This window comes from Aquitalea sp., from assembly GCF_030150775.1.
GTDB lineage: Bacteria > Pseudomonadota > Gammaproteobacteria > Burkholderiales > Chromobacteriaceae > Aquitalea > Aquitalea denitrificans.
This window is the reverse complement of record NZ_JASLFG010000061.1, coordinates 25,770-50,892: the sequence shown is the minus strand read 5'-3', so window position 1 is coordinate 50,892 and position 25,123 is coordinate 25,770. Positions and strand designations below refer to the sequence as shown.

18 protein-coding genes are annotated in these 25,123 nt (G+C 61.4%); 6 read left to right on the top strand and 12 right to left on the bottom strand.

What is annotated here, in order from left to right; all coding sequences use genetic code 11:
- Nucleotides 1-72: 72 nt before the first annotated feature.
- Nucleotides 73-951 carry a LysR family transcriptional regulator gene (locus QVF59_RS20485; RefSeq protein ID WP_287882367.1) on the top strand — a complete coding sequence of 293 codons (879 nt, stop codon included), beginning with the start codon at nt 73-75 and terminating at the stop codon, nt 949-951.
- A gap of 42 nt (nt 952-993) precedes the next feature.
- On the opposite strand, the gene narI is transcribed toward QVF59_RS20485, so the two are convergent.
- The 4 genes from narI to QVF59_RS20465 all read right to left on the bottom strand — a co-directional run bounded on the left by narI (nt 994) and on the right by QVF59_RS20465 (nt 7,633).
- Nucleotides 994-1,680: a respiratory nitrate reductase subunit gamma gene (narI, locus tag QVF59_RS20480; protein WP_287882365.1), complete on the bottom strand. Its 687-nt coding sequence runs from the start codon at nt 1,678-1,680 to the stop codon at nt 994-996.
- A 65-nt stretch (nt 1,681-1,745) separates the two neighbouring features.
- A complete protein-coding gene (gene narJ, locus QVF59_RS20475) occupies nt 1,746-2,393 on the bottom strand; it encodes a nitrate reductase molybdenum cofactor assembly chaperone (RefSeq protein WP_287882363.1) in 648 nt (215 codons plus the stop codon).
- Between the two features lie 3 nt (nt 2,394-2,396).
- A complete protein-coding gene (gene narH / locus QVF59_RS20470) occupies nt 2,397-3,947 on the bottom strand; it encodes a nitrate reductase subunit beta (RefSeq protein ID WP_159875466.1) in 1,551 nt (516 codons plus the stop codon).
- Nucleotides 3,944-7,633, bottom strand: coding sequence for a nitrate reductase subunit alpha (locus QVF59_RS20465; RefSeq protein WP_159875465.1), 3,690 nt, complete (start codon nt 7,631-7,633; stop codon nt 3,944-3,946). Before QVF59_RS20465 ends, narH begins: the two co-directional genes overlap by 4 nt.
- Nucleotides 7,634-8,037: 404 nt before the next feature.
- Between QVF59_RS20465 and QVF59_RS20460 the strand changes: the two genes are divergently transcribed.
- Nucleotides 8,038-8,571 carry a fimbrial protein gene (locus tag QVF59_RS20460; RefSeq protein ID WP_159875464.1) on the top strand — a complete coding sequence of 178 codons (534 nt, stop codon included), beginning with the start codon at nt 8,038-8,040 and terminating at the stop codon, nt 8,569-8,571.
- 113 nt (nt 8,572-8,684) lie between these two features.
- Here QVF59_RS20460 and QVF59_RS20455 read toward each other — a convergent pair whose 3' ends face one another.
- The 3 genes from QVF59_RS20455 to QVF59_RS20445 all read right to left on the bottom strand — a co-directional run bounded on the left by QVF59_RS20455 (nt 8,685) and on the right by QVF59_RS20445 (nt 13,507).
- Nucleotides 8,685-10,661, bottom strand: a complete 1,977-nt coding sequence (locus tag QVF59_RS20455) for a methyl-accepting chemotaxis protein (protein WP_287882360.1) — start codon at nt 10,659-10,661, stop codon at nt 8,685-8,687.
- A 159-nt stretch (nt 10,662-10,820) separates the two neighbouring features.
- On the bottom strand, nt 10,821-12,200 hold the full coding sequence (locus tag QVF59_RS20450; protein ID WP_159875462.1) for a NarK family nitrate/nitrite MFS transporter: 1,380 nt from the start codon (nt 12,198-12,200) through the stop codon (nt 10,821-10,823).
- 53 nt (nt 12,201-12,253) lie between these two features.
- Nucleotides 12,254-13,507: an MFS transporter gene (locus QVF59_RS20445; RefSeq protein ID WP_159875461.1), complete on the bottom strand. Its 1,254-nt coding sequence runs from the start codon at nt 13,505-13,507 to the stop codon at nt 12,254-12,256.
- A gap of 193 nt (nt 13,508-13,700) precedes the next feature.
- Here QVF59_RS20445 and QVF59_RS20440 point away from each other — a divergent pair, with 193 nt between their 5' ends.
- From QVF59_RS20440 to moaA, 4 genes are all read left to right on the top strand, one after another.
- Entirely contained in the window at nt 13,701-15,743 is a 2,043-nt protein-coding gene (locus QVF59_RS20440) for a type IV pili methyl-accepting chemotaxis transducer N-terminal domain-containing protein (protein WP_287882357.1), read from the top strand.
- Complete coding sequence (locus QVF59_RS20435; RefSeq protein WP_287882355.1) at nt 15,740-16,396, top strand: response regulator; 657 nt, start codon at nt 15,740-15,742, stop codon at nt 16,394-16,396. Before QVF59_RS20440 ends, QVF59_RS20435 begins: the two co-directional genes overlap by 4 nt.
- 55 nt (nt 16,397-16,451) lie before the next feature.
- Entirely contained in the window at nt 16,452-17,717 is a 1,266-nt protein-coding gene (locus QVF59_RS20430; protein WP_240902603.1) for a GGDEF domain-containing protein, read from the top strand.
- Nucleotides 17,718-17,858: 141 nt separating this feature from the next.
- Nucleotides 17,859-18,833, top strand: coding sequence for a GTP 3',8-cyclase MoaA (moaA, locus tag QVF59_RS20425; protein WP_287882352.1), 975 nt, complete (start codon nt 17,859-17,861; stop codon nt 18,831-18,833).
- On the opposite strand, the gene QVF59_RS20420 is transcribed toward moaA, so the two are convergent.
- From QVF59_RS20420 to QVF59_RS20400, 5 genes are read right to left on the bottom strand one after another with little or no spacing between them, the layout of a single operon-like run.
- A complete protein-coding gene (locus QVF59_RS20420) occupies nt 18,811-19,761 on the bottom strand; it encodes an iron-siderophore ABC transporter substrate-binding protein (RefSeq protein ID WP_287882351.1) in 951 nt (316 codons plus the stop codon). The two genes, moaA and QVF59_RS20420, sit on opposite strands and share 23 nt — an antisense overlap.
- Nucleotides 19,758-21,758 carry a Fe(3+)-hydroxamate ABC transporter permease FhuB gene (gene fhuB / locus QVF59_RS20415; RefSeq protein WP_287882350.1) on the bottom strand — a complete coding sequence of 667 codons (2,001 nt, stop codon included), beginning with the start codon at nt 21,756-21,758 and terminating at the stop codon, nt 19,758-19,760. Before fhuB ends, QVF59_RS20420 begins: the two co-directional genes overlap by 4 nt.
- Nucleotide 21,759: 1 nt before the next feature.
- On the bottom strand, nt 21,760-22,527 hold the full coding sequence (locus QVF59_RS20410; RefSeq protein WP_287882348.1) for an ABC transporter ATP-binding protein: 768 nt from the start codon (nt 22,525-22,527) through the stop codon (nt 21,760-21,762).
- On the bottom strand, nt 22,511-23,296 hold the full coding sequence (locus QVF59_RS20405; RefSeq protein ID WP_287882346.1) for a siderophore ferric iron reductase: 786 nt from the start codon (nt 23,294-23,296) through the stop codon (nt 22,511-22,513). The genes QVF59_RS20410 and QVF59_RS20405 overlap by 17 nt, the downstream gene beginning before the upstream one ends.
- Entirely contained in the window at nt 23,283-25,094 is a 1,812-nt protein-coding gene (locus QVF59_RS20400; RefSeq protein WP_287882344.1) for an IucA/IucC family protein, read from the bottom strand. Before QVF59_RS20400 ends, QVF59_RS20405 begins: the two co-directional genes overlap by 14 nt.
- Between the last annotated feature and the right edge of the window lie 29 nt (nt 25,095-25,123).

Sequence of the window (25,123 nt, the reverse complement as noted above, 5' to 3'; positions counted from 1 at the left end):
CCCGCAGCATGCGCCCGCGTTATCATTCCAGCCAGTGATAAATTTTCACCAGTACCAGTCCCCGGAGGAATGATGGAATTGCGCGATCTCAAGGCTTTTGTCGTGCTGGGCGAATTGCTGCACTTCAGCCAGGCCGCCAGCCGGCTGCACATTACCCAGTCCGCCCTCAGCAAACAGATACGGAGGCTGGAAGACGAAGTGGGCGCACCGCTGTTTGAACGCAATGCCAACCGTACCCGGCTGACCGAGCTGGGCCGGGCGCTGCTGGCCGATGCCGCACAGCTGCTGGATGACAGCCTGTCCTGGCTGCGTCAGGCGGCAGATTTGCAGGCCGGGCGCAGTGGCAGCCTGCGCATCGGCTTTGGCGCTTCCACCCACACCCTGCTACCGGGACTGATTGCGCGTTTTCGCCAACAGCGCCCGCAGGTACGCATCACCCTGAGCGATCTGTCCAGCCATCACCAGTGGCAGGCCATGCGCGAAGGCCGGCTGGACCTGGGCTTCTGCCGCCTGCCAGCCCCCAGTGGCTGGCCCAGCCTGCCGGTAGTGCAGGACTGCTTTCAGGCGGTGCTGCCACCGGACTATCCGCCAGATACCAACTTGCACTCCCTCGGCAGCCTGCCCTTGGTCATCATCCGGCGCGACCTCGCCCCCGCCTATCACGACCATGTGCAGTACTTGCTGGCCAGCAGCGCACTGGATTGCTGCGACATCCTGCCGGTCAGCGATTTTCCGGCCGCCATAGCACTGGCGGCCGCCGGTCTTGGCTGGGCACTGATCCCGGCCTCGGCCAGCCTGGGTGGCCAGCAGGTGCGCAGCATTCTGCTACGGGAAGAAGCTGCTGTCTGGCAGATCGGCCTGATCCGCCCACCCGGCGTGGCCGGGCCACTGGTGGAAAGTTTCTGGGAGATGGTGCGGCAATCGCTGCCAGTTGAGCCGGACACAAAATAAGAAAGGCCCCGCAGGGCCTTTGCTGATCAATCGCGAGACAACTCAGGCACGCGGACGTACCAGCTGCCAGGCGCGGCCCAGATAGGCCAGCGCGCCAAAGCCGCTCCATACATGCACCAGACGGGTGAAGGGGAAGATGACGAACACACTCATCCCCATGAACAGGTGCAGTTTGAAGACGGGGGACGCGGCCACGATGTACTGCGCAGCATCACCACGGAAGGTCACCACATGCTGCGCCCAGGTCATCAGCAGCACCATTTCATGGCCATCCAGATGCTGGGCGGACACGGCGATGGTGCACAGGCCCAGTACCAGCGTGGCCAGCAGCCACAGCAGTACCAGCTTGTCGCGCCAGGTCGTATTGGCAGCCAGACGTTCGCTAGTCAGGCGGCGATGCAGCAGAATCAGCAGGCCGACCAGGCCCAGCGAACCCATGATGCCACCGGCAGTCATGGCGAATACCTGTTTGAAGCTATGGGTGACACCCAGTGCTTCCCACACGCTCAAGGGGGTCAGCAGGCCCACCAGATGGCCGAAGAACAAGCCCAGTACCCCGACGTGGAACAGGATGTTGCCCAGCCGCAGATTACCGCGATACACCAGCTGGGAGGATTCACTCTTCCAGCTGTACTGTTCGCGCTCAAAGCGCATCAGGCTGCCCAGCAAAAAGATGCTGAGCGCGATATAGGGATAAATCCCGAAAACAAATTGATGCAGATAGTCCATATCTCTCTCCTTGCTGTTCCGGCCAGCCCATGACAGCGCACGGAGCGGGCCGGAAACGGGCAGATTCAGGCGCCGGGTCGCGACGGGTAGAAATTGACCGGAGCAATGGCCGGCATGGCGGGCTTGAGCAAGGGCTCGCTGCCATCCGCACCGGGGCCAAAGGTTTCCAGCAGTTCGTCCATGTCGCGGATCGGCGGCACACTCAAAGGCTCCGGTGCCACCGGCGACAGCCACACCAGCACATCCAGCACCCCGACATAGGGCGAGGACGACTCGCGCAGCTTACCGGCGATATGGCCTAGCACATGTACCGCATCACCCAGCAGGCGGCTGCCCTCCTCCGCTTCGCACTGCGAAAGGAACTCCAGGAACAGCGGCACGTAGTCGGGCAACTCGGCACACACCGGCTCGAAACCGTGGGCCTTGTACTCCTCCATCAGGTCCACCATGGCCTGGCCGCGGGCGCGGTCCTCGCCATGAATGTGCTCGAACAGGTGCAGCGAGTGCGCCGGGCTGCGGTCAAAGGTTTGCACATAGCCTTCCTGCAGGGCGATCAGATCGCTGCCCTCCAGCTGGGCCAGCAGCGGTTCCAGCATGCTGGCCGCCGTGGGGCTGGCTTGCAGTTCGCTGCGGATATCATCCAGCGCCGCCAGCAACTCGGGCTCCGGATAGCACAGCAGGGCCGAGGCAATCTTGAACAGTGACTGGTTCATGGCTTAGCTCCCGGCGTTGGCTTTGCGGTCACGCCGCATGTCGTGGAACACGATGGGGGTGGCCTTCTTCTTGCCAAACAGGCTGGATTCGGACGTGCCGCCGGAGCAGCCATTGCCGAAGGTGAAGCCACAGCTGGCCTTGTCATCGAAGGTGTTTTCCACCATTTCCTTGTGGCTGGACGGAATCACGAAGCGGTCTTCGTAATTGGCAATCGCCATCACCTGGTACATTTCTTCCACCTGGGCCGGTTTCAGATGCGTGCCGCGCAGGGTGGCCGGATCGCTGATTTTCTCCACGCTCTTTTTGCGCATGTAGCGGCGCATGGCCACCATGGTTTCCAGTGCGCTCACCACCGGTTCTTCCTTGCCTGCGGTCAGCAGGTTGGCCAGATAGCGGATGGGAATGCGCAGGTCTTTCACGTCCGGGATGATGCCGTTTTCACCGATCAGGCCGTTTTCCAGCGCGCTCTGGATGGGCGACAGCGGCGGGATGTACCACACCATGGGCAGGGTGCGGTATTCCGGGTGCAGCGGGAAGGCTACTTTCCACTCCATGGCCATCTTGTACACCGGCGAATTCTGCGCGGCGCTGATCCAGGCTTCCGGAATGCCCTGCTTGCGGGCTTCGGCCTGGATTTCCGGCGAGTTCGGGTCCAGGAACACGCCCAGCTGGGCTTCGTACAGGCTCTTCGGGTCTTCCACGCTGGCAGCGGCTTCGATGCGGTCGGCATCGTACAGCAGCACACCCAGGTAGCGGATGCGGCCTACGCAGGTTTCCGAGCACACGGTCGGCTGACCGGCTTCGATACGCGGGTAGCAGAAGATGCACTTTTCGGCCTTGCCGCTGGTCCAGTTGTAGTAAATCTTCTTGTACGGGCAGCCGGACACGCACATGCGCCAGCCACGGCACTTGTCCTGGTCGATCAGCACGATGCCATCGTCTTCGCGCTTGTAGATGGAACCGGACGGGCAGGAGGCGACACAGGCCGGGTTCAGGCAGTGTTCGCACAGGCGCGGCAGATACATCAGGAAGGTGTTCTCGAAGGCCGAGTACATTTCCTTCTGGATACCCTCAAACAGGGCATCCTTGCTGCGCTTGGAAAACTCGCCGCCCAGGTCGTCTTCCCAGTTGGGGCCCCATTCGATCTTGTCCATCTTCTTGCCGGTCAGCACCGACACCGGGCGGGCCGTCGGCGGCGTCTGCATTTCCGGCGCGTTCTGCAGATGCTCGTAATCGAAGGTGAAGGGCTCGTAGTAGTCGTCGATGGACGGCAGGTTGGGGTTGGCAAAGATATTGGCCAGAATGCGCATCTTGCCGCCCTGCTTGGGCACCAGCTTGCCATTAGGCTTGCGTTCCCAACCGCCCTGCCATTTTTCCTGATTTTCCCAGTCCTTGGGGTAGCCGATGCCGGGCTTGCTTTCCACGTTGTTGAACCAGGCGTATTCCACACCGTCGCGGCTGGTCCAGACGTTCTTGCAGGTAACCGAACAGGTATGGCAGCCAATGCACTTGTCCAGGTTCAGCACCATGCCGATTTGTGCACGGATCTTCATTTGTCTTCTCCTGCAGGCTGATCCATCCAGTCAACTTTTTTCATCTTGCGCACGATGACGAATTCGTCACGGTTGGCACCTACTGTCCCGTAGTAGTTGAAGCCCCAGGACAGCTGGGCGTAACCGCCAATCATGTGCGTCGGCTTGGTGACCGCACGGGTGACCGAGTTATGGATGCCACCGCGCTTGCCGCTGGTTTCCGCGCCCGGCACGTTCACGATCTTCTCCTGGGCGTGGTACATCAGCGTCATGCCTTCCGGTACGCGTTGCGATACCACCGCACGGGCGGTCAGCGTGCCGTTGACGTTGAATACTTCGATCCAGTCGTTGTCGACGATGCCGGCCTTTTTGGCGTCCACTTCCGATACCCACACGTGCGGGCCGCCACGCGACAGCGTCAGCATGCGCAGGTTGTCCGAATAGGTGCTGTGAATGCCCCATTTCTGGTGCGGGGTGATGAAGTTGAGCACCAGCTCGTGGTTGCCGTTGGACTTCTTGCCCAGGATGGCCTGGGTGGTTTTCAGGTCCACATGCGGCTTGTACACGCACAGGCCCTCGCCAAAAGCGCGCATCCACTGGTGATCCTGATAGAACTGCTGGCGGCCGGTGATGGTGCGCCATGGAATCAGCTCGTGCACATTGGTGTAGCCGGCGTTGTAGCTGACTTCTTCACTTTCCAGGCCCGACCAGGTGGGCGAGGAAATGATCTTGCGCGGCTGTGCCTGCACATCGCGGAAGCGGATGCTGTCATGCTCGCGCGGCAGTGCCAGATGGGTATGGTCGATACCGGTGATCTTGGACAATGCTTCCCAGGCTTTCACCGCTACGTGGCCATTGGTTTCCGGTGCCAGGGTCAGAATCATCTCGGCGGCGTCGATGGCGGTATTGAGCTTGGGTTGGCCCTTGCCCGCGCCCTCGGCCACGGTGTGGTTCAGGCCGCGCAGTACATCTACTTCATGGCCGGTTTTCCAGCTGATGCCCTTGCCGCCATTACCCACTTTTTCCAGCAGCGGGCCAATAGAGGTGAACTTGTCGTAGATGGCGCCGTAATCGCGCTCCACCACGGTCATGGCAGGCATGGTCTTGCCCGGAATCGGCTCGCACTCGCCCTTCTTCCAGTCACGCGGGTCAAACGGCTGGCCCAGTTCCTGCGGGGTGTCATGCATCAGCGGGGTGAGCACCAGATCCTGCTGCACGCCCAGGTAGTCCTTGCCGATTTCGGAAATCTTCTTGGCAAAGCCCTTGTAGATTTCCCAGTCGGACTTGGCCTGCCACAGCGGCTGTACGGCTTCGGACAGCGGGTGGATGAAGGGGTGCATGTCGGACGTGTTCAGGTCGTCCTTTTCATACCAGGTGGCGGTCGGCAGCACGATGTCGCCGTACAGGCAAGTGGTGGACATGCGGAAGTCCAGCACTACCAGCAGGTCCAGCTTGCCTTCCACCGCCGGACGCACGGTGATTTCGGTCGGTTTGATGCAGTCGTCTTCGCTGCCCATTACCGCGTTTTGCGTGCCCAGCAGGTATTTGAGGAAGTATTCGTGGCCCTTGCCGGAGCTGCCCAGGATATTGGAACGCCACACAAACATATTGCGCGGGAAGTTCTTCGGGTTGTCCGGATCGTTGCAGGACATGTCCAGCGTGCCGTTTTTCAGGCTGTCCACGGCAAACGGGATGGCTTCCTGGCCAGCAGCCTTGGCGGCGCGGGTAATGTCCAGCGGGTTGGTGGTCAGCTGCGGGGTAGACGGCAGCCAGCCCATGCGTTCGGCCTTGGCGTTGTAGTCGATCAGGCTCAGATTGGCCATCTTGCCGTCGGCAGTCGGGCACAGGATTTCATTGATGCCCAGCTTTTCATGCCGCCACTGGCTGGTGTGGGCGTAGAAGAAGCTGGTGCCGTTCATCTGGCGCGACGGGCGTACCCAGTCACCGGCAAAAGCCAGCGGAGCCCAGCCGGTTTGCGGACGCAGTTTTTCCTGGCCCACATAGTGGCACCAGCCGCCGCCGCTCTGGCCGATACAACCGCACATCATCAGCATGTTGATGATGCCGCGGTAGCTCATGTCCATGTGATACCAGTGATTGAGCGCGGCACCGACAATCACCATGGATTTGCCATGGGTCTGATCGGCATTCTGGGCGAATTCGCGCGCTACCTGGATCACCATTTCCGGCTTCACGCCGGTGTGTTTTTGCTGCCAGGCCGGGGTGTAAGGCACATCGGCCATGTAGTCGTTGGTGACGTTGCCGCCGCCCAAACCACGGTCGATGCCGTAGTTGGCTGCCATCAAGTCGAATACCGTGGCCACCAGTGCGCTGCTGCCATCAGCCAGTACTACCTTGCGGGCCGGTACATTGCGGGTGAGCAGCTCGTCATGTTCCGCGCCAAAGTAGGGGAAGCCAACGCCAACCACGTCGTCACGGTTGTCAATCAAGGACAGACGGGCCGATACTTCGCGGCCAGTGCTGCCGTCATGCTGTTGCAGGTTCCACTTGCCACTCTGACCCCAACGGAAGCCGATGGAACCGGTAGGTGCCACGATGTCGCCGCTGGTTTCGTCGAAGACCAGGGTCTTCCATTCCGGGTTGTTGTCTTCGTTCAGGTTGTCAGCCAGATGGCTGGCGCGCAGGAAATAGTCCGGCACATAGCGTTCGCCATCCTGGCGCAGCGTCACCAGCATCGGCATGTCGGTGTAGCGGCGGATGTAGTCGGTGAAGTAGGCCGACGGCTTGTCCAGGTGGAATTCCTTGAAGATGACATGGCCCATGGCCATGGCCAGCGCGGCATCGGTGCCCTGCTTCGGTGCCAGCCAGATGTCGCCAAACTTGGCCATTTCGCCAAAGTCGCTGGAAACGGCCACGGTCTTGGTGCCCTTGTAGCGCACTTCGGTATAGAAGTGGGCGTCCGGGGTACGGGTCATCGGAATATTGGAACCCCACACCATCAGGTAGGTGGAGTTGTACCAGTCGGCCGATTCGGCCACGTCGGTCTGTTCGCCCCAGATTTGCGGGCTGGCCGGCGGCAAGTCGCAATACCAGTCGTAGAAGGACAGCGGCACGCCGCCGATCAGGCTGAGGTAACGGCTACCGGCAGCGTAGGACACCATGGACATGGCGGGAATCGGCGAGAAGCCCACCACGCGGTCCGGACCATAGTTCTTGATGGTGTAGGCATTGGAAGCCGCGATGATTTCGTTGGCTTCATCCCAGTTGGCGCGCACAAAGCCACCCTGGCCGCGCTTGCTCTTGTACTGCTTGGCCAGTTCCGGATTCTGGCTGATGTGTTCCCAGGCTTGCACCGGGCTCATGCTCTTGCGCGCTTCGCGCCACAGCTTGGCCAGGCGACCGCGGATCATCGGGTATTTCACGCGTTGTGCCGAATACACGTACCAGCTGTACGACGCACCACGCGGGCAACCACGCGGTTCGTGGTTGGGCAGGTCCGGCCGGGTACGCGGGTAGTCGGTCTGCTGGGTTTCCCAGGTAATCAGACCATTCTTGACATATACCTTCCAGCTACAGGAGCCGGTGCAGTTCACCCCGTGGGTGGAGCGCACGATCTTGTCGTGCTGCCAGCGTTGGCGATAGGCGTCTTCCCATTGGCGGTCTTCATTTACCACCGCGCCATGGCCATCGGCAAAGGTGGATTTCACCTTGCCAAGGAAATTCAGTCTGTCCAGAAAATGGCTCATCTTGCCTCCAAGTTTTTACCGCCAGATGCGGTGCAGCGGCCTTGCCGCGCAGCCTTTGCTTACCCTGCAAAGATTACGGCCGGACAACAACAGCGCCCATTCACCACAGGTGGCAAACAGGCAACGCAGAGTGAGGAGGCGTGCTAAGCCATAAGGAGTAGGCAGGACTACACAGGCTGGCTGCCTTGAGGCGGGTTCACGCTAAAGCCGGCAACGAGACCCGGTCGGGAACAAGCCCCCCAATAGAACCTGTACTAAAGGATGGAAACTTCCCATACCAAGAAAGACTATCTATATACAAAAGGCAACTTCAAACTCATTACCACTATTAATAAGCATTTCTAAAAAATGAGTGAATTGCCTTAGGCCGTATCTCGGGAAAACATACCATCAGGAGCAGTTCCATGCAGCGCACATTCGCCACCTTCTGCATTGCCTACGCAGGGTTCATTTCTCAAGCACATGCTTATGACGGCACCATTTCATTCACAGGAAATATTGCCACAACCACCTGTACCATTAGCGTCGCGGGGAGCGGCAACAATGGCGCCATTACCTTGCCGTCTATCTCCACCAAAGCACTATCCGCAGCCTTGGCCACCGCAGGCACTACCCCGTTTTCCATTTCCCTGAGCGGCTGTACCGGCTCAGCCACTCAGGCCGCCATCTGGTTTGAGAATGACAGCAATGTCAACGCTGCCGGGCGGCTGATCAATACGGGAACCGCAAGTAATGTCGATATTGCCATCTACAATACGACCTCAAGCACTCACATTCCCATCGGGCAAACCAGCAGCGTGTTTGGCAGTAGCGGCACGGCATTTCCGATCAGCAGCGGCAGCGCTACCCTGAACTACCTGGCAAAATACCATGCCACTGGTGTAGCAACTGCAGGCTCTGTCGTCGCCAGCGTCAATTACACCGTGCAGTACCAATAAACCAGACCCACCCAGCGTGGTGCAGATGATTGCTAATCGGCGGGGAGTTTCGCCACTGGTGCCAGATGCCGCCGGATCAGCAATCAATCTGCAATAAAGGGGCTTGTACCGCCTCAGTGGCTGGTGTGCTGGAAGCGATCGACCAGCGCCACCATCTTGCTGGCGGCGCGGTTAAGCTGGCCTGACAAGGTGGCAGCTTCCTGCACGATGTGAGCATTGTTTTCGGCCAGGGCGGCAATCTTGCTGACATTGGTGGCCACATCGTTGCTGGCTGCGGTTTGCTCCTGCATCGCCAGCGTGGTACTGCGGCTCTTGTCGGCGGTGTCGCTGGCCTTGTCATGAATCAGCGCCAGATCTTCCACGGTCAGATCCACTTCCGCCATACCACCCTGCATACGCTGACGCGCGGTCGCCATCTGCTGTGCCACGTCACGGGTTTCGCGACGGATATCCTCAATCAATGCGGCAATATCCAGTGTTTCCTTGCTGGTGCGCTCGGCCAGCTTGCGCACCTCATCGGCCACCACAGCAAAGCCACGCCCCATCTCACCGGCCCGTGCTGCTTCGATGGCAGCGTTAAGCGCCAGCAGATTGGTTTGGTCGGCAATCTCGCGGATGGCGGTGACAATGCTGTGAATACCCTCGGACTTGTCGCGCAGCATATCGACACTTTCACCGGTATGGGTCAGACCATCCGCGGTTTCACTCAGTGTGGTAGCGGTACTGTGCATGCGCTCGCGGCCATCGTCGACACAACCCTGCATGTCCTGCGCCACCCGCATGGCCTGCAAGGCGTTGTCGGTCACGGCGGCGATGCCGGCGGACATTTCCTCGATGGCCGCCGCAATATCAACCGAGGAACGGCTCTGCACTTCCGCCGTGGAGGCGGCACGGGCCGATACATCGCTCAAGGAATTGGCTGCTGACATCATCTGGTGCGCTTCGGTCTTGATCTGCCGCAGGGTGTCGGCAAAGGCGTCGGCCAGATGGTCAAACGCATGACCCATGCGGGCGATTTCATCACTGCCGGGCAGCGCCGCCCGGCGCGACAGGTCAAAATCGCGGCTCATGCCGCTCATCAGTTGCTCCAGCCGGGAAATAGGCCGCTCTACACTGTGGTAGATGGCCCAGCCCAGTACCGACAGCAGCAGGATGGTGGCAGCAGAACCCAGCAGGGTGAACCACAACTGGAAAGTGGCCTGGGACAACAGCTGCTGCACATTGTCATCCAGTTGCTGCAGCAATGCATCCTGCAGCTTTTTCAGATTGGCCATTTGCGTGCTGGCGGTTTTGAACCACAGGGCCGGCGCCACGCCCAGCGACTGCCCCAACGGCACGGACATCATCTGTTGGCGCATGGTTTGCACGGCAGCAGCTTCCGCGGATTGGTCCGCCTGCTGCGATGCCTGCCTGATCTGGCCGGTTGCCACCAGCCGCAGCTGACTGGCACAGGCCTGTTGCCGTGCCTGCATGCCGGCAGCCTGCAGCAATGCGGGTTGGTCAAAACTGCCACGGCCCAGCACACCATTGATGAAACCGCGTTCACGTCCGGCAAATTCCTTCTGACATTGCAGATTGACCAACGCCACGGCATCACGCAGTAAACCAGCATCGCTGGTACTGCCAGCCAGGCCGGCAATCAGACCAATCAGTTGCTCGATATTGTCGGAATAGGTGGTGAACATCTGCCCTGCCGGCAGACTACGGCTGTCGATGGCAGCACGCCCCTGCAGCAAGGTGCGTACCTGCTGGTCTGCCGCTGCTGCCTGGCTGGCATCCGGCAGTGTCGCCAAGCTGGCGTGGAAATCGGCCAGCGCGCTATCGGTTTGCTGGCGCACTGTTTTCAGCTCATCCGGCAGGCTACTGCCCGCCGCACTCAGAAATCCATTGCTCAGGCCCCGTTCGGTCTGCAATTGGTGAATCAGGCTGCTGGCCTTGCCTGCTACCTGCAGCAGTTGGCCGGAAGCCTGCAGCCGGGACAGGCTTTGCCATTTTTCCAGCGACAGCACGCCAGCCAGCCCGGCAATCACCAGCACGAAGGGCAAAATCAGCAGGCCAAGCCTGCTTGCGATGGAAAGTCTGGACAACATGAAGGCCTCACAATCGTCGTGGGGTGAATTGCTTGTTGCAATGCATTAAGCATAGGAAACTTTTAGCTAGCAACAAATATGCCTTCCCAATAAAAAGGGGGAAGCATCTGCGCTTCCCCCGTACTTCCTGTTGACAAGGAGACTATGTTTTGCGGTTTGTCAGCAACGGATTTCCGCATTCTTGCGAGCGTAGAACCACCAGTTGATCAGCACGCAGCTGGCGTAAAACAGGATGAAGGCGTACAGCGCAGCCTCCACACCACCGGTCATGGAAATGGACGTGCCATAACTCTTGGGAATGAAGAAACCGCCATAGGCCCCGATGGCACCGGAGAAGCCCAGTACTGCGGCCGCTTCGCGGGTGGCATCGGCCTGCGCCTGTTTCTGCGCGGCCTCGCTCTTGCCGGCCAGGCGTTGATGCAAGGTGAGGAAAATCACCGGCACTTGCATGAAGGTGGAGCCATTACCCACGCCGGTCAGCGCAAACAGGCAGAGAAACATGGCGAAGAAGCCCTGGAAGTTGCCACCCTGACCTGCGTGCGGCAAAAAGGTCAGCACACCACCAACAGCCAGCATCATCAGCAGGAATACCGCCTGGGTTACCTTGGCACCGCCAATCTTGTCAGCCAGCCAGCCGCCAACCGGACGCGCCAGCGCACCCACCAGCGGGCCATAGAACACGTACTTGGTAGGATCTACATCCGGGAACTGGCCTTTCATCAGCAGCGGGAAACCGGCAGAGAAACCAATGAAGGAGCCGAAAGTACCAATGTACAGCCAGCACATCAGCCAATTGTGCTTGCGCTTGAAAATGACGACCTGATCGGCAAAGGACGCGCGGGCCGAAGCGATATCATTCATGCCCAGCCAGGCAGCAATGGTGGACAGCACGATGAAGGGCACCCAGACAAAGCCGGCATTCTGCAGCCACATTTTCTTGTGCACGGCAGCCTTCACCCATACTTGCGGTTCACCACCAAAGGCTCCGAATACACCCATGGTAATCACCAGCGGCACCACAAACTGCACCAGCGATACGCCCAGATTGCCCAGGCCTGCATTCAGGCCCAGCGCCGTGCCTTTTTCCGCCTTGGGGAAAAAGAAGCTGATATTGGACATGGAGGAGCTGAAATTGCCGCCACCAAAGCCGCACAGCAGCGCCAGCACCACCATGGTGATATAGCTGGTATTGGGGTCCTGCACGGCAAAGCCGATACCGATGGCCGGAATCAGCAGGCTGGCAGTGGAAATGGCTGTCCACTTGCGGCCACCAAAAATCGGCACCATGAAGCTGTAGAAAATCCGCAGCGTGGCCCCAGACAACGCTGGCAGCGCGGCCAGCCAGAACAGCTGGTTCTGGCTGTAGCTAAAGCCGATATTGGGCATGTTGAGCACCGCCACACTCCACACCTGCCAGATGACAAAGGCCAGCATCAGCGCGGGGATGGAAATCCACAGGTTGCGTCGGGCAACCGCCTTGCCTTCCTGCTGCCAGAAATCTTTGCTTTCCGGTTCCCACCGGTCCAGTACATGTGACATCACGTCCTCCCTGACGGCCACACGGCCATCAATCAAAAATGGGGTTGCTACTTTCAGGCCGACTGTTGGGCCACTGCGGCCACGGCCTTGCCCTGCTCAGGCTTGAAGGAAAAATGCATCCACACCAGCGACACGCACACCGTGCCGTACAGCAGCATGAAGGCGCTGCTGCGCACACCAGTGATATCCAGCAGCACGCCAAACAGGATGGGCAACAGGAAACCGCCCATACCACCAGCCAGGCCTACCACGCCGGATACCGCACCGATATTGTCGGGAAACTCATTGGCAATGAACTTGAACACCGAAGCCTTGCCGATGGCCATGGCAATACCCACCCCAAACAGCATCAGGGTGAACTGGGTCACGCCCATGCCGATATGGAAGCTTTGCACGCCGTGCGTGGTGGTAATGCTGAAATCGGTTTGCGGGTAGGACAGGATGAAGAATGCGACCCAGCAGGTCCACATCACGCCCCAGGTGACTTTGTAGGGACCGAAGCGGTCGGACAACCAACCACCCATGGCACGCAGCACGCCACCGGGCAGGGAGAAACAGGCCGCCAGAAAGGCTGCATGCTTGATGTCAAAGCCGTACTCGCCCACGTAGTATTTGGTCATCCACAGTGCCAGTGCGACATAACCGCCGAAAACCACCGAGTAATACTGGCAGTAGCGCAGCACAGCCGGGTTCTTCATCAGTGCCATCTGGGAGCGCAGGCTCACTTTGCTGCTAACCAGATGCGCAGTATCCTGATAGGAAAACAGCCAGAACAGGATGGCTGTCACCAGCATGATGCCGGCGTATACCGACGGTACCAGTTGCCAGCCACCTACGGCGATGATGCCCGGTGCCACCAGCTTGGTGAGCGAGGAACCGGCATTACCGGCACCAAACACTCCCATTGCCATGCCCTGCTGTTCCGGCTTGAACCAGCGCGCCACATAGGGCGTGCCTACCGAAAAAGCCCCGCCTGCCAGGCCCACCAGCAGGCCAATGGCCAGAAACTGCCAATAGGCGGTGGCATACTGCATGATGAAGATGAAGGGCACGCAGATCAGCATCAGCAGAAACAGCACGATGCGACCGCCGAAACGGTCGGTCCAGATACCCAGTGGCACGCGGATCAGCGAGCCGGACAATACCGGCGTAGCCGCCAGAATGCCGAATTCGGTTTCATTCAGACCCAGATGCTGCTTGATGGGGATGCCCAGTACCGCAAACATCATCCAGATCATGAAACAGATGGTAAATGCCACGGTGCTTGATGCCAGCACGGCATACTGCTTGAAGCGTAAAGAAGCCATGATGCTTTTGCTCCACTATTGGGATAAAGACATTTAACCCTTTTATGGGCACGGGAAATATTCACCGATAGCAGCACTGCGGGCGGCATGAGGAGCTAGGCAACAACGGCAGATGGGGAAGAGGAACTAATCACTAAGAGGGATATACAAGCAAAAATCCTTGCCAGGCCTGGCTTGCAGCAGGCCAGAAATCATGACGGATACTCCATCTTGTGGCGAATTGTCGTCACACTCTGCTGCCATTATTGTTAAGCTGGAAACAGACACGGTTCTGGCCCTGCGTCGGCCCGACCCCACTCCCCTCCAGCCTTACCGGACCAGTACCCAGATGATGCTTTACCAGACCCCGCAATTGCGCAGCCTTTCCACCAAGCTGCTGATGCTGACCATTGCCTGGCTGCTGCTGGCCATGACCTCCATCGGCTACACCCTGGTGCTGTCATGGAAGCTGGAAGGCGGTGCCGCCGCCATCAACGATGCCGGCAGCCTGCGCATGCGCAGCTACCACATCGCCCTGCAAGTGAGCGAAGGCGCGCCGCTGACCACCGTGCATGATGAAGAACAGCAATTTGCCTTTATCCTGGCCCGCCTGAAAAAAGGCGACCCGGCCCGGCCGCTTTTTCTGCCGGACAATCTGTCCGTACATCAGCAGGTGGCCAGTATCGAACAATCCTGGCAGCACGACATGCTGCCGCTGCTGGAAGCTGCCTCCGTACAAAGCACCAGCAGCCGCAAGATGGAACGCCCTGACATTGCCAGCTTCGTCAACCGCATCGACCGACTGGTAAAACTGGTGGAAGAAGACAATGCACGCAACACCACCTTGCTGCGGTTCTTCCAGATGGCGCTGATTGCCATGGCCATTGTCGGCTCCTTCAGCATGATGTTCCTGCTGTTCCTGCTGGTGATCCGCCCGCTCAATGCACTGGGCGAGGGCATGCTGCGCCTGCGTGACGGCAAGCTGGACGCGCGGGTCGAGGTGGACAGCAATGACGAATTTGCCACCATTGCCACCGGCTTCAACCAGATGGCTGACCGCCTGCAGGACCTCTACACCACGCTGGAACAGAAAGTGGCGGGAAAAACCCGCTCGGTGGAAGAAAAAAACCGCCAGCTGGCCGCGCTCTACAATGTCACGGCCTTCCTGCATGGCTCGCACACGCTGGACAATATGTGCAGCGGCTTCATCAGCCGGCTGATCGAACTGACCGGGGCTGATGCCGGCAGTGTGCGGCTGGTGGATTTCAAGCGCGGCAGACTGGAGCTGATTGCCCAGCAAGGCCTGCCGGACGACATGGTGGAACATGACGACTGCGCCCCCATCGACGGCTGTCTGTGCGGCGATGCCGTACAGCAGCCGGTGTCCGTCATCCACCGCTTCGACCGTCTGCCGGCCACAGAGGAAAAGCACTGCCAGCGTGCCGGCTTTGCCAGCATTTCGGTATTTCACATCCGTCACAACCAGAATAATGTCGGCATTTTCACCCTGTATTTTTACCAGACGCCCAAGCTGCCACCGCAAGACCAGTTTTTGCTGGAAACCCTGGGCAGCCATCTGGGCGTGGCCGTGGAAAACCAGCGTCTGGCCGCCCGCGACCAGCAATTTGCCGTGGCTGAAGAGCGCAATCTGATGGCGCAGGGCCTGCATGACAGCATTGCCCAGTCCCTGTCCTTCCTCAACCTGCAGGTACAGATGCTGGAAGCGGCACTGGCCGACAAGCACACCGAACAGGCCCAGGAAAACCTGGCCTTCATCCGTACCGGCGTCCAGGAATGCTACGAAGACGTACGCGAGTTGCTGCTCAACTTCCGCACCCGCATCAACAAGGAAGACTTCGGCGACGCAGTACGCACCCTGCTTGACCGCTTTGAAAAGCAGGCACGCGTCCCCGCTCAGCTCAACCTCAGCGGCAATGGCCTGGCACTCAATCCGCAACAGCAGCTGCAGGTAATCTTCATCCTGCAAGAAGCACTGTCCAATGTGCGCAAACATGCCCACGCCCGCCGCGTGCGGGTGGATATCCGCAACGATGCCGACTTCCACATGCAGATCCGCGACGATGGCTGCGGCTTTGACGAAGCCCAGGTTGCCAGCCGCCGCGCCAGCCACGTCGGTCTGTCCATCATGCAGGAACGCGCTTCGCGCATTCACGGCCAGATCAGCATTCAGGCCCATGCCGATGGCGGCACCGAAGTCAGCCTGCTGCTACCCCATACCGAAAGACAAGCCGCATGACAACCACCCGTATCCTACTGGTCGACGACCACACCCTGTTCCGCAGCGGCCTCAAAGCCCTGCTGCAAAGACAAAGCGACTTTGAAATCGTTGGCGAAGCCGCCGACGGCCTGGAAGGCGTGAAGCTGTGCGAGCAACTGAAGCCGGACGTAGTGCTGCTGGACCTCGACATGCCGCAGATGAATGGCCGCGAGGCATTGGCACAAATCCTGGTTACCCAGCCGCAACTGGCGGTGCTGATGCTTACTGTATCGGAAGACGGCGAAGATCTGGCCGAATGCCTGAAAACCGGCGCCCGTGGCTATCTGCTGAAAAACATCAATGCCGACTTCCTGCTGGAAAGCATCCGCCGCGCGGTGGAGGGTGACAGCGTGCTGTCACCGGAAATGACCTCAAAGCTGCTGCTGCAACTACGCGGTGGCGAAGCATCCCGCAGCAAGCGTGCCGGGGTAGAGCAACTGACCCAGCGTGAGCGGGAAATCCTGGCCTGGCTCAGCCGTGGCGTCAGCAACAAGGAAATCGCCCGCTCACTGGATCTGGCCGAGAGCACAATCAAGGTGCATGTGCAGAACATCCTGCGCAAGCTCAATCTGAATGGCCGGGTACAGGCTGCCCTGTTTGCCGTCGAACACGGTCTGGACAAGCTGCCCTGATATCTTGCCGGATTCAGCAACATCCCTGTTGAAGGCCGGCAAAAGGACAACTACCATGTCATGCATAGCCCCACCACTGGCCCCCCCAGGCCCGCTTGCCGCCATGAATGCATATGCGCTGCTGGACGCGCTCAATACCCCGGTATGGATCATCCTGCCGGCCACCGATGAAATCCTGTTTGCCAACCGGCAGGCACTGGCCATGGCCAGCCGGCAAACAGTGGCCGATCTGCGCGGTGGCTGCCTGTCGGCCCGCGCACAGGAAAGGCTGGCCGACTACACGCCCAGCATGCTGCAGCACGAGCAGGTGGTGGAAATCTGGACCGTGCGAGGGCAAGACGAAGCGCAAGCCCTTGGCTGCCATCTGGGAGACTTTCTGCTGGAAGATGGCCGCAATGCCATTCTGGTGGAAGGCATGCTCGCGGCCATCGCACCGCCACATTCCTTGCCGGCTGCAGCAGGCCGGGAAGGCAGCTTTCACGAAATGCTGATGCAGACCAACAGCGCTCCCATGCTGCTGATCGACCCCGCCGACGAAGGCCGCATCGTCAACGTCAACCAAGCCGCAATCCGCTTTTATGGCTACAGCCGGACCGAATTCACCGAGAAGCACACCTGGGAAATCAATGCCATGGGCCGGGCCATCCTGCCGGTGATGCAGCACATTGCCCAACTGCCTGGCGGACACAAGCCGCTCAGCTTTGTCCACCGCCTGGCCGACGGCAGCCTGCGTGACGTGCAAACCTATGCCGGCCCGGTGGTCATTCACGGCAAACGCCTGATGCTGTGCGTGATTCATGACATCACCGAGCAGAAGCGCCTGAAATCCGAACTGGAACAAGCGGCCCTGAAAGACCCGCTCACCGGACTGTGGAACCGCCGCCACCTGTTGCTGCAACTGGAACGCTCCATTCAGGAAAAACAACGCTTTGGCAATGACTTCAGCCTGATTTTGCTGGATGCCGACAACTTCAAGCACATCAATGACCGCTACGGCCACTTTACCGGCGACGAAGTACTGGTATGGCTGGCCAAGACGCTGGAGTCGCGTGTGCGTGCCGTGGACAGCGTCTGCCGCTGGGGCGGCGAAGAGTTTGTCATCCTGCTGCCCCAAACCAGCCGCGACAATGCCCTGCTACTGGCCGAATCCTTACGCCAGACCGTGGCACAAACACGCCATGACAAACTGCCAGCCATCACGGTCAGCATTGGCGTGGCCATCCATCAGGAGCAGGAAACGGTGGAAAGCCTGATCATGCGGGTGGACAGCGCGCTATACCAGGCCAAGAACCAGGGCCGCAACTGCGTCATCGCCGCCTGATGGCCCGGGCAGGACACCGCCTGCCCGATCTGCCATCCTGCCCTACTCCCTCTGACCTAGATGCATGCCCACCACTGGCCAACTGGCAAGACCGGGCCGGCAGCATACACTGGCAACCATTCTCCCCTACTGGTGCCAGCCATGCTGTCCGACCGTTTTGGCAGAGCCATCGACTATCTGCGGGTATCCGTCACCGACCGTTGCGACCTGCGTTGCAGCTATTGCATTCCCAAAGGCTTCAAGGGTTTCGAGGAACCGGCCAACTGGCTGCGCTTTGACGAAATACAGCGCGTGGTGGCCGCCTTTGCCCGGCTGGGCACGCGGCGCTTTCGCCTGACCGGTGGCGAGCCGCTGCTGCGGCGTGACTTGCCGCAACTGGTGGGCGCACTGGCGGCACTGCCGGGGGTTGAAGACTTGTCGCTCACCAGCAATGGCACCCAGCTGGCCAGCCTGGCCGCACCGCTTAAATCCGCCGGCCTGCACCGGCTCAACATCAGCCTGGATTCCTTGCGGCGCGACTGCGTGGCCAGCATCAGTGGCAGCGACAGTCTGGGCAAGGTGCTGGACGGGCTGGCAGCAGCCAAAGCTGCCGGCTTTGCCAATATCAAGATCAATATGGTGCCGCTGGCCGGGGTGAATGACGGTGATATCGAGTCCATGCTGGCCTACTGCATGGAGCAGGGTTTCGTGCTGCGCCTGATCGAAGCCATGCCGATGGGCAGTACCGGCCAGGCCGCGCAGGGGCTGGACCTGAGCCAGTTGCTGGACAAGCTGACACACCAGCACGGCCTGATTGCCAGCAGCCGCAGCCTGGGCGGCGGCCCGGCCTCTTACTGGCAGAATGCTGATGCCAGCTTCACCCTGGGGCTGATCACGCCGATGTCGCAGCACTTCTGTGCCACCTGTAACCGGGTAAGGCTATCGGTGGATGGCACGCTATACATGTGCTTGGGGCAGGAAGAACAACTGGAGCTGCGCCCGCTGCTGCGCGCCGGTTGCAGCGACACCGAACTGGAAGCCGCCATCCGCGCCGCCATCGAACTGAAGCCGGAAAAACACGAATTCATCCAGCAGCCGCAGCAGGTAGTGCGCTTCATGTCGATGACCGGAGGCTAGGCCGGTTTGCTGCCATCGGCTTGTCAGCCAGCAGCGGCAACTGCAATAAGGCAGCCGTCATGCGCTGGGCCAGGTAATACAAGGAACCCACCCCGCCATAACTCCAGGCCGGTGCCACGGCTGCCAGCCGCTGCTGCCGGACAAAGGGCATGCCCTGCCACAGCGGGCTGACAAACAGCCGCCCGGCTTCAGCAAACGGCTGCTGATACAGCACCACCTCGTCACGCCAGGCTGCCAGATCCACCACCCGCTGCTGGCTGATTCCCCATACCGAAGCCGCCGGCGTGCCGGTGGTATTCAGCCCCAGCCGGCGCAAGGCCAGCACCGGCATGGCATTGCTGCCATACACATACACGCTGGAGGCATTGGCAAAACGGATCACCTGCACCCGTGGCAGACGCCGGGCACCATGCGCCTGCAATTGCTGACGCAATTGCGCAAAGCCCTGTGCCAGCTGGTGCAACCTGGTGTCAGCCTGCGGCTGGCGGCCCAGCACCCGGCCCAGTTGCAGGAAAATGGCTTCGGCCACCTGGGCATGGTCTTCGTTCTGACGGAAAGCATCGATGGTCAGCACCGGAGCAATGGCTTGCAGGCGCGGACGTAAGGCACCCAGCACCGGACTGCTGAGGATCAGATCGGGCTTCAGGCTGGCCAGCAATTCGAGGTTCGGCTCCAGCCGGCTGCCCGCCGACAGCGCTCCGGCGGGCAACAAGGGCTGCGCCACCCAGCGGCGGTAATCGTCGGCATCCGCCACCGCCAGCGGGGTGATTCCCAGCTCCAGCAGGTTTTCTGCCGCCTCCCAGCTGAGCGCCACAATCCGCTTGGCTGCCGGCATGGCCGCTGCCGCCCTCAGCTCATCCACACCACCGGCCATGGCCGGGCAGGCCAGCACCCACCACAACAGGACACAAAACCAGCCACGCCTCATTGCCCACCTCCACGCCGCAGGCGTTGCCACCCCAGCAACAACAGGAAATAACAACCGCACAAAACCGATGCCAGCATGCCCAATGGCAGTTGCCGCGGGTAAATCACCACCCGCCCCAGCCAGTCGGCCAGCAGCAGCAAACCGGCCCCCAGCAAGGCGGCCACCAGCAACTGTGTTGCCGCCTGCCGCGCACCCAGCATGCTGGCAATATGCGGTGCCAGCAGGCCCAGAAACGCCACCGGCCCCAGTACCGCGGTCACCGCCGCAGTCAGCACGGCCACCAGCAGCAACAGGCCCAGACGGGCGGCAGCCAGATGCAGGCCACGCCCTTGTGCCAGGCCATCGCCCAGGCTGAGCAGGGTCAACACCCGCTGGCAGGCCAGCGCCGCCAGCGCCAACAACAGCACCGTCAGGCTGAGCCACACCGCATGCGCCGGTGTCACCCGGTAACTGGAACCGGACAACCATGCCAATACCGCCAGGCTGTCCGGCGTGCCCCTGGCCAGCACCGTTTGCAACATGGCATCCAGCATGGCAGCCAGGGCAATGCCGCTGAGCGCCATCATGCCCGGCGCATACTGGTGGCGACGGCCCAGCCATAGCAAACCGGCCAGCACCAGCAAGGCCCCCAGCAACGCCAGCATGGTAGCGTCCTGCTGCAAGGGCCGCCCCAGGCAAGCGGCCACCAGCAGCATGCACAAGGTGGAGCCAGCCGACAGGCCGAGTAGATCGGGACTGGCCAGCGGGTTACGCAGCAGCCGCTGCAATAGCACGCCAGCCAGCGCCAGGCCCGCCCCGGCACTCAGGGCCACCAGGCTGCGCGGCCAGCGCAGCGACCATAACAAGGCATCCGGCCAACCCCATTGCCAGCCATCGGGGCCGGGGGCCAATGCAATGCTCAGCCAGCCCAAGCCCAGCAAGGCCAGCAACAGCAGCAGCCAATCGCCGGTACGCCAACGGCGCTGACCGCCGGCCATGTGCAGCACGGCCGCTTGCTGGGCCGTGCTCAGGCTGCGCCGTACCAGCCACAGCAGCAGCGGCCCGCCCAGCAAGGCAGTCACCGCGCCGCTGGGCAGGCTGCTGCCCGCCCAGTGGCCGATGGCCAGTGCCAGACAATCGCTGCCCAGCAAGCAAGCCGCCCCCAGCAGCGCACTGCAGGCCAGTTGCGCCAGCGGACGGCGCGCGCCAAGCAACTGGGCCAGATTGGGAGCCAGCAGGCCGATGAAACCGATCAGCCCCACCGCCGTCACCGTCACCGCGCTAAGCCACAGTGCCGCCAGCAACAGCAGCAGAATGGTACCCAGTGCCAGCCCTCGGCCGCGCGCGGCAGCCACGCCCAGCGACAGCATGGCCAGTGGCCGGGGTGCCAGCCACAGCAACAGCGCGGCAGGCAGCAGGCGCGGCCACAGCCACTGCGCCCATTGCCAGTCTATTTGCGCCAGATCGCCAGCCCCCCAGACAAACAGATTGCTGGCGTACTGGTCGTGCAATAACACCAGCATGGTGGCCATGCCGCCCAGCAGCAGATTCACCGCCATGCCGGCCAGCACCAGCGGCAAGCCGTTCAGCCCGCGCGGTCCGGCCAGCAGCAAGACCAGCCCCAGCGCCAGCATGGCACCCAGCAAGGCTGGCCAGCCGCTGCTCAAGGAGGGATTGTCGGGCAGTACCACGGCAGCCAGCACCACACCCAGCCAGGCACCCGATGAAATGCCCAGCGTCATGGGAGACACCAGTCGATTGCCGCTGAGTTGTTGCAGCACGCTGCCGGACAAGCCCAGTGCCGCCCCGGCCAGCAGCGCCATCACCATGCGTGGCAGGCTGGCGTAATAAAACTGCAGGCTGGCAATGTCCTGCTGCTGCTGCCACGGCCCGGCAGGCGGCATGCCTCCGTTAAGCCACAGGTGCACGCCAGCCAGCAGGCAGAGCACCGGCAATATCCAGCGCAGATGACCATGCGCCCCGGCCCCCTGGCCGGGCTTGGCAATCACATGCTCCATATCAGGCCACCACCGCCACCGGACAGGCCTGCCCGGCCTGCTCCAGCAAGCGGATTTCTATGCCGTACAGGCCGGACAGCCGCGGCGAATGCAATAACTCCAGCGGACTGCCGTCAAAATACAAGGCACCGCGCTGCAAGGCGATGATGCGGTCGGCAAAGCGGGCCGCCAGGTTCAGATCATGCAGCACCACCACCACACCACGTCCGGTCTGCTGGTTCAGGCGGCGCAGCAGGCCCATCATTTCGTATTGATGGGCCAGATCCAGCGCCGAGGTGGGCTCATCCAGCAGCAGCAGCGGCGATTGCTGGGCCAGCAGCATGGCAATCCAGGCCCGCTGGCGCTCGCCGCCGGACAGGCTGTCCGCCGCCCGCGCGGCATACTGGCTGACATCGGCATCGGCCATCGCCTGCGCCACCACGGCGCTATCCTGCTCCCGCCAGCGGCCAAACACCCCGCACCAGGGATAACGTCCCAGCGCCACCAGTTCCGCCACCGTCAGCCCGGCAGCGTCCGGCAGTCGCTGCGGCAAGTACGCCACCTGGCGGGCAAACTGGCGGGCGGACAGGCGGGAGCTGGGCGCGCCATTAAGCAGCACCTGGCCCTGATCGGGCTGCAACTGGCGCGCCAACACATTCATCAAGGTGGATTTACCGGAGCCGTTATGCCCCAGAATGACGGTGAACGCCGTCCCATCCAGCTGCAAGGCTGGTAACTGCAACAGGCAGCGCCCCTGACGCTGCACCTGGATATCATGCAAGCTCAACATCTTGTTGTGCCCACTCCTGTCTGAGCAGCGCAATGCGCGCTGCCGGTTTCAATTTCGGACACGTACTGCACAGTGTCCCGTCACAGCGGCGAAAATGCTGGCAGCAGGCACGCCGTGCCAGTGCCAGCCGCTCGCCGCCCTGCTCCAGCGCCACCGGCCACAGCCCGCTGGCCTGCGGCAGTTGCATTGCATCCAGCCACTGCCCACACCAGTCGGTCACGGTGGTGTTGGCCAGCGCCGGGCGCTGCTGCTGCACCCGCAGCAAGGCAGCGGCCACACAATCGGCCAATAAGCGGCCTGCCAGCTTGGGGTGCAATGGCTGCTGGGCGTGTAGCTGGGCATGCAGGCAGTCGGCCATCTCCGTCAGTTGCCGCGCAGCCTGCTGGCGCAGGCTGGCTATAGCGGCAGGCTGCAGCATTTGCTCCGGCAGGCTGAAACCGGCCACCATGCCGGGCAGCAAGCGCTGCTGCATGGCAGTGAAATCCGGCAGCACTGCTGCCAGCTCCACCGCCAGCACCGTGGCATAGGCGGGCTGCCACAGCAGCAGGCTCCAGCTGCGGCAGCCCCAGTAATGCGGGCCGGCTTCCGGATGCTGCTGACGCAGGTAGTGCAGCAGTTGGCCGATGGCAGCACTGGCGGTGCTGATGGCAAACTCATCCGGCGCGGGCAGCCCTACCCGGCCCTCCAGCCCGGGCAGCGCCCGGGCCAGCAGCGGCAGCAAACGGCCCAGCGGCAGTGTGCTGCCTGCGGCCCGATCAGTCGGCCACATGATTAGCCAGAGGATTGCGCAAGGTGCCGGCAAACTTGAGGTTGCCCGCCGGGTTGGCCAGATCCAGCATTTGCTGGTTATTGCCCAGTTGCAGCCGGTTGAGGCATGAGCGGTCAAATTCCGGCATGAACAGGTCGTAGCGGGCAAAACGCTCGGCCAGCTGCGGGAATTGCGCCTGGTAAGTGCGCACGCACTGGCCTACCTCCTGCCAGAACGCTTGCTCGGGCAGGCCGCAATGCTCATCCAGAATGGCGGACAGGTAGCGGAAGAAGCCGTCGAACACATCGGTGAACAAGGCCAGCAGCTTCATGTGTTCCGGCACCTTCACCGCCAGCCGCGCTACCGCTGGCGGCAGGGCGGCGTCCGGGTTCAGGATGGCGGCTTCCTCGGCAATGTCCTTCATGATGGCGCGCTGCGGGATATTGTTTTCCAGCTGCAGGATGAGGTTTTCCCCATGCGGCATGAACACCAGCTCGTGGGCATAGAAGCAATGCAGCAGCGGTGCCAGATAGGCTTGCAGATAGCGCGCCACCCAGTTGCGCGCATCCAGGCCGGAACTCCTGATCAGCGCGGCCAGCAAGGATTCTCCGGCCGCATCGATATGCAGCAGCGCGGCCATGGTCATCAGCCGCTTGCCCGGTGCCAGCAAGGACGCGGGGCTTTCACGCCACAGTGCCGACAACATTTTCTTGTACGGCGAGTCCTTGCTGATGCCGCTGTCGAAATAGGGATTGCGAAAACCGATGGAAGCCACTTCGCGCAAAATGGCAAAGCCTTGCTGGCGCAGGTAGGCATCGCTGTCCACCAGTTGGCGGATCCAGTCGTTGATGGCCGGGGTGGCCAGCATGTAATACGGCGACAGCCCGCGCATGAAGCCCATATTGAGAATGGACAGCGCGGTTTTCACATAGCGGTGCTGCGGCTGGCTGATGTTATAGAAGGTGCGGATGGACTGCTGCGCCAGATAGGCATCCTCGCCATACCCCAGGCAGACGATATGGCGCTGTGCCACTTCCGGCGCAAAGGAAATGGCCAGCTTGTTGAACCACTGCCAGGGGTGGGCCGGCATCAGCAGGTAGTCGTCCATGTCCAGTTGCTGAGCGGCCAGCTGGCGGGCAAAACCGGCCAGCACCTCGCTGCCCAGCTCTTCTTGCAGCAGGCGCTGGTAGTCCAGATCGGCCGCGCACGAGAAGGTGGCGCGCGCCTTGTGTACCGCCAGCCAGATCAGGCGCTGCGGTGCCGCGGCTTCCGGCGCATGGCGCAGGTAATCCACCGCATCAAAGCCGATACGGCCGTTATTGGCGACAAAGCCCGGATGCCCTTCCATCATCGAGGTTTCCACCGACTGGAAATCCGCCCGGGTCAGTTCCTCGGCACTCAGCCCGCCACGGGCATGCTTGTAGGCACTGCCATACAGGGTGCTGCTGATTTCCTCCAGGTACACCGGCATCATGTCGTCGCCAATGCCCAGCACCGCCTTGAATTCGATGATGAAGGCCAGCGCGTCCAGCTCGGCGGCGGCACCCCGCACGGTGCGCCGGATGGATGCCGGGTCGATCAGCCAGTGCTCCAGCGCCAGCACACGGGCGCGGAAAGTGTATGCGCCGCTGCCATCCGGAATGGGCAGGCGGTATTCGCCCCAGCCGTCCTGCTGATGCTGCAGTTCTGGTGTCAGCAACAGTTCGTGGGAAAACTCGGCAATGGCCTTGCGCAGCAGCAGGCGGTTGACCTTGGCCCAGATGGCCGGCTGCAGATGGGAAACCAGTTGTTGCGGATGTTGATGATTGACGTTTTGCATGGTGTTCCTTGCACCAGGGCGTGGCCGCC

Bases quoted from the DNA above. Each gene is read 5' to 3' on its own strand.
- QVF59_RS20485 (WP_287882367.1), top strand. From the start codon at position 73: ATGGAATTGCGCGATCTCAAGGCTTTTGTCGTGCTGGGCGAATTGCTG.
- narI (WP_287882365.1), bottom strand. From the start codon at position 1,680: ATGGACTATCTGCATCAATTTGTTTTCGGGATTTATCCCTATATCGCG.
- narJ (WP_287882363.1), bottom strand. From the start codon at position 2,393: ATGAACCAGTCACTGTTCAAGATTGCCTCGGCCCTGCTGTGCTATCCG.
- narH (WP_159875466.1), bottom strand. From the start codon at position 3,947: ATGAAGATCCGTGCACAAATCGGCATGGTGCTGAACCTGGACAAGTGC.
- QVF59_RS20465 (WP_159875465.1), bottom strand. From the start codon at position 7,633: ATGAGCCATTTTCTGGACAGACTGAATTTCCTTGGCAAGGTGAAATCC.
- QVF59_RS20460 (WP_159875464.1), top strand. From the start codon at position 8,038: ATGCAGCGCACATTCGCCACCTTCTGCATTGCCTACGCAGGGTTCATT.
- QVF59_RS20455 (WP_287882360.1), bottom strand. From the start codon at position 10,661: ATGTTGTCCAGACTTTCCATCGCAAGCAGGCTTGGCCTGCTGATTTTG.
- QVF59_RS20450 (WP_159875462.1), bottom strand. From the start codon at position 12,200: ATGTCACATGTACTGGACCGGTGGGAACCGGAAAGCAAAGATTTCTGG.
- QVF59_RS20445 (WP_159875461.1), bottom strand. From the start codon at position 13,507: ATGGCTTCTTTACGCTTCAAGCAGTATGCCGTGCTGGCATCAAGCACC.
- QVF59_RS20440 (WP_287882357.1), top strand. From the start codon at position 13,701: ATGACGGATACTCCATCTTGTGGCGAATTGTCGTCACACTCTGCTGCC.
- QVF59_RS20435 (WP_287882355.1), top strand. From the start codon at position 15,740: ATGACAACCACCCGTATCCTACTGGTCGACGACCACACCCTGTTCCGC.
- QVF59_RS20430 (WP_240902603.1), top strand. From the start codon at position 16,452: ATGTCATGCATAGCCCCACCACTGGCCCCCCCAGGCCCGCTTGCCGCC.
- moaA (WP_287882352.1), top strand. From the start codon at position 17,859: ATGCTGTCCGACCGTTTTGGCAGAGCCATCGACTATCTGCGGGTATCC.
- QVF59_RS20420 (WP_287882351.1), bottom strand. From the start codon at position 19,761: ATGAGGCGTGGCTGGTTTTGTGTCCTGTTGTGGTGGGTGCTGGCCTGC.
- fhuB (WP_287882350.1), bottom strand. From the start codon at position 21,758: ATGGAGCATGTGATTGCCAAGCCCGGCCAGGGGGCCGGGGCGCATGGT.
- QVF59_RS20410 (WP_287882348.1), bottom strand. From the start codon at position 22,527: ATGTTGAGCTTGCATGATATCCAGGTGCAGCGTCAGGGGCGCTGCCTG.
- QVF59_RS20405 (WP_287882346.1), bottom strand. From the start codon at position 23,296: ATGTGGCCGACTGATCGGGCCGCAGGCAGCACACTGCCGCTGGGCCGT.
- QVF59_RS20400 (WP_287882344.1), bottom strand. From the start codon at position 25,094: ATGCAAAACGTCAATCATCAACATCCGCAACAACTGGTTTCCCATCTG.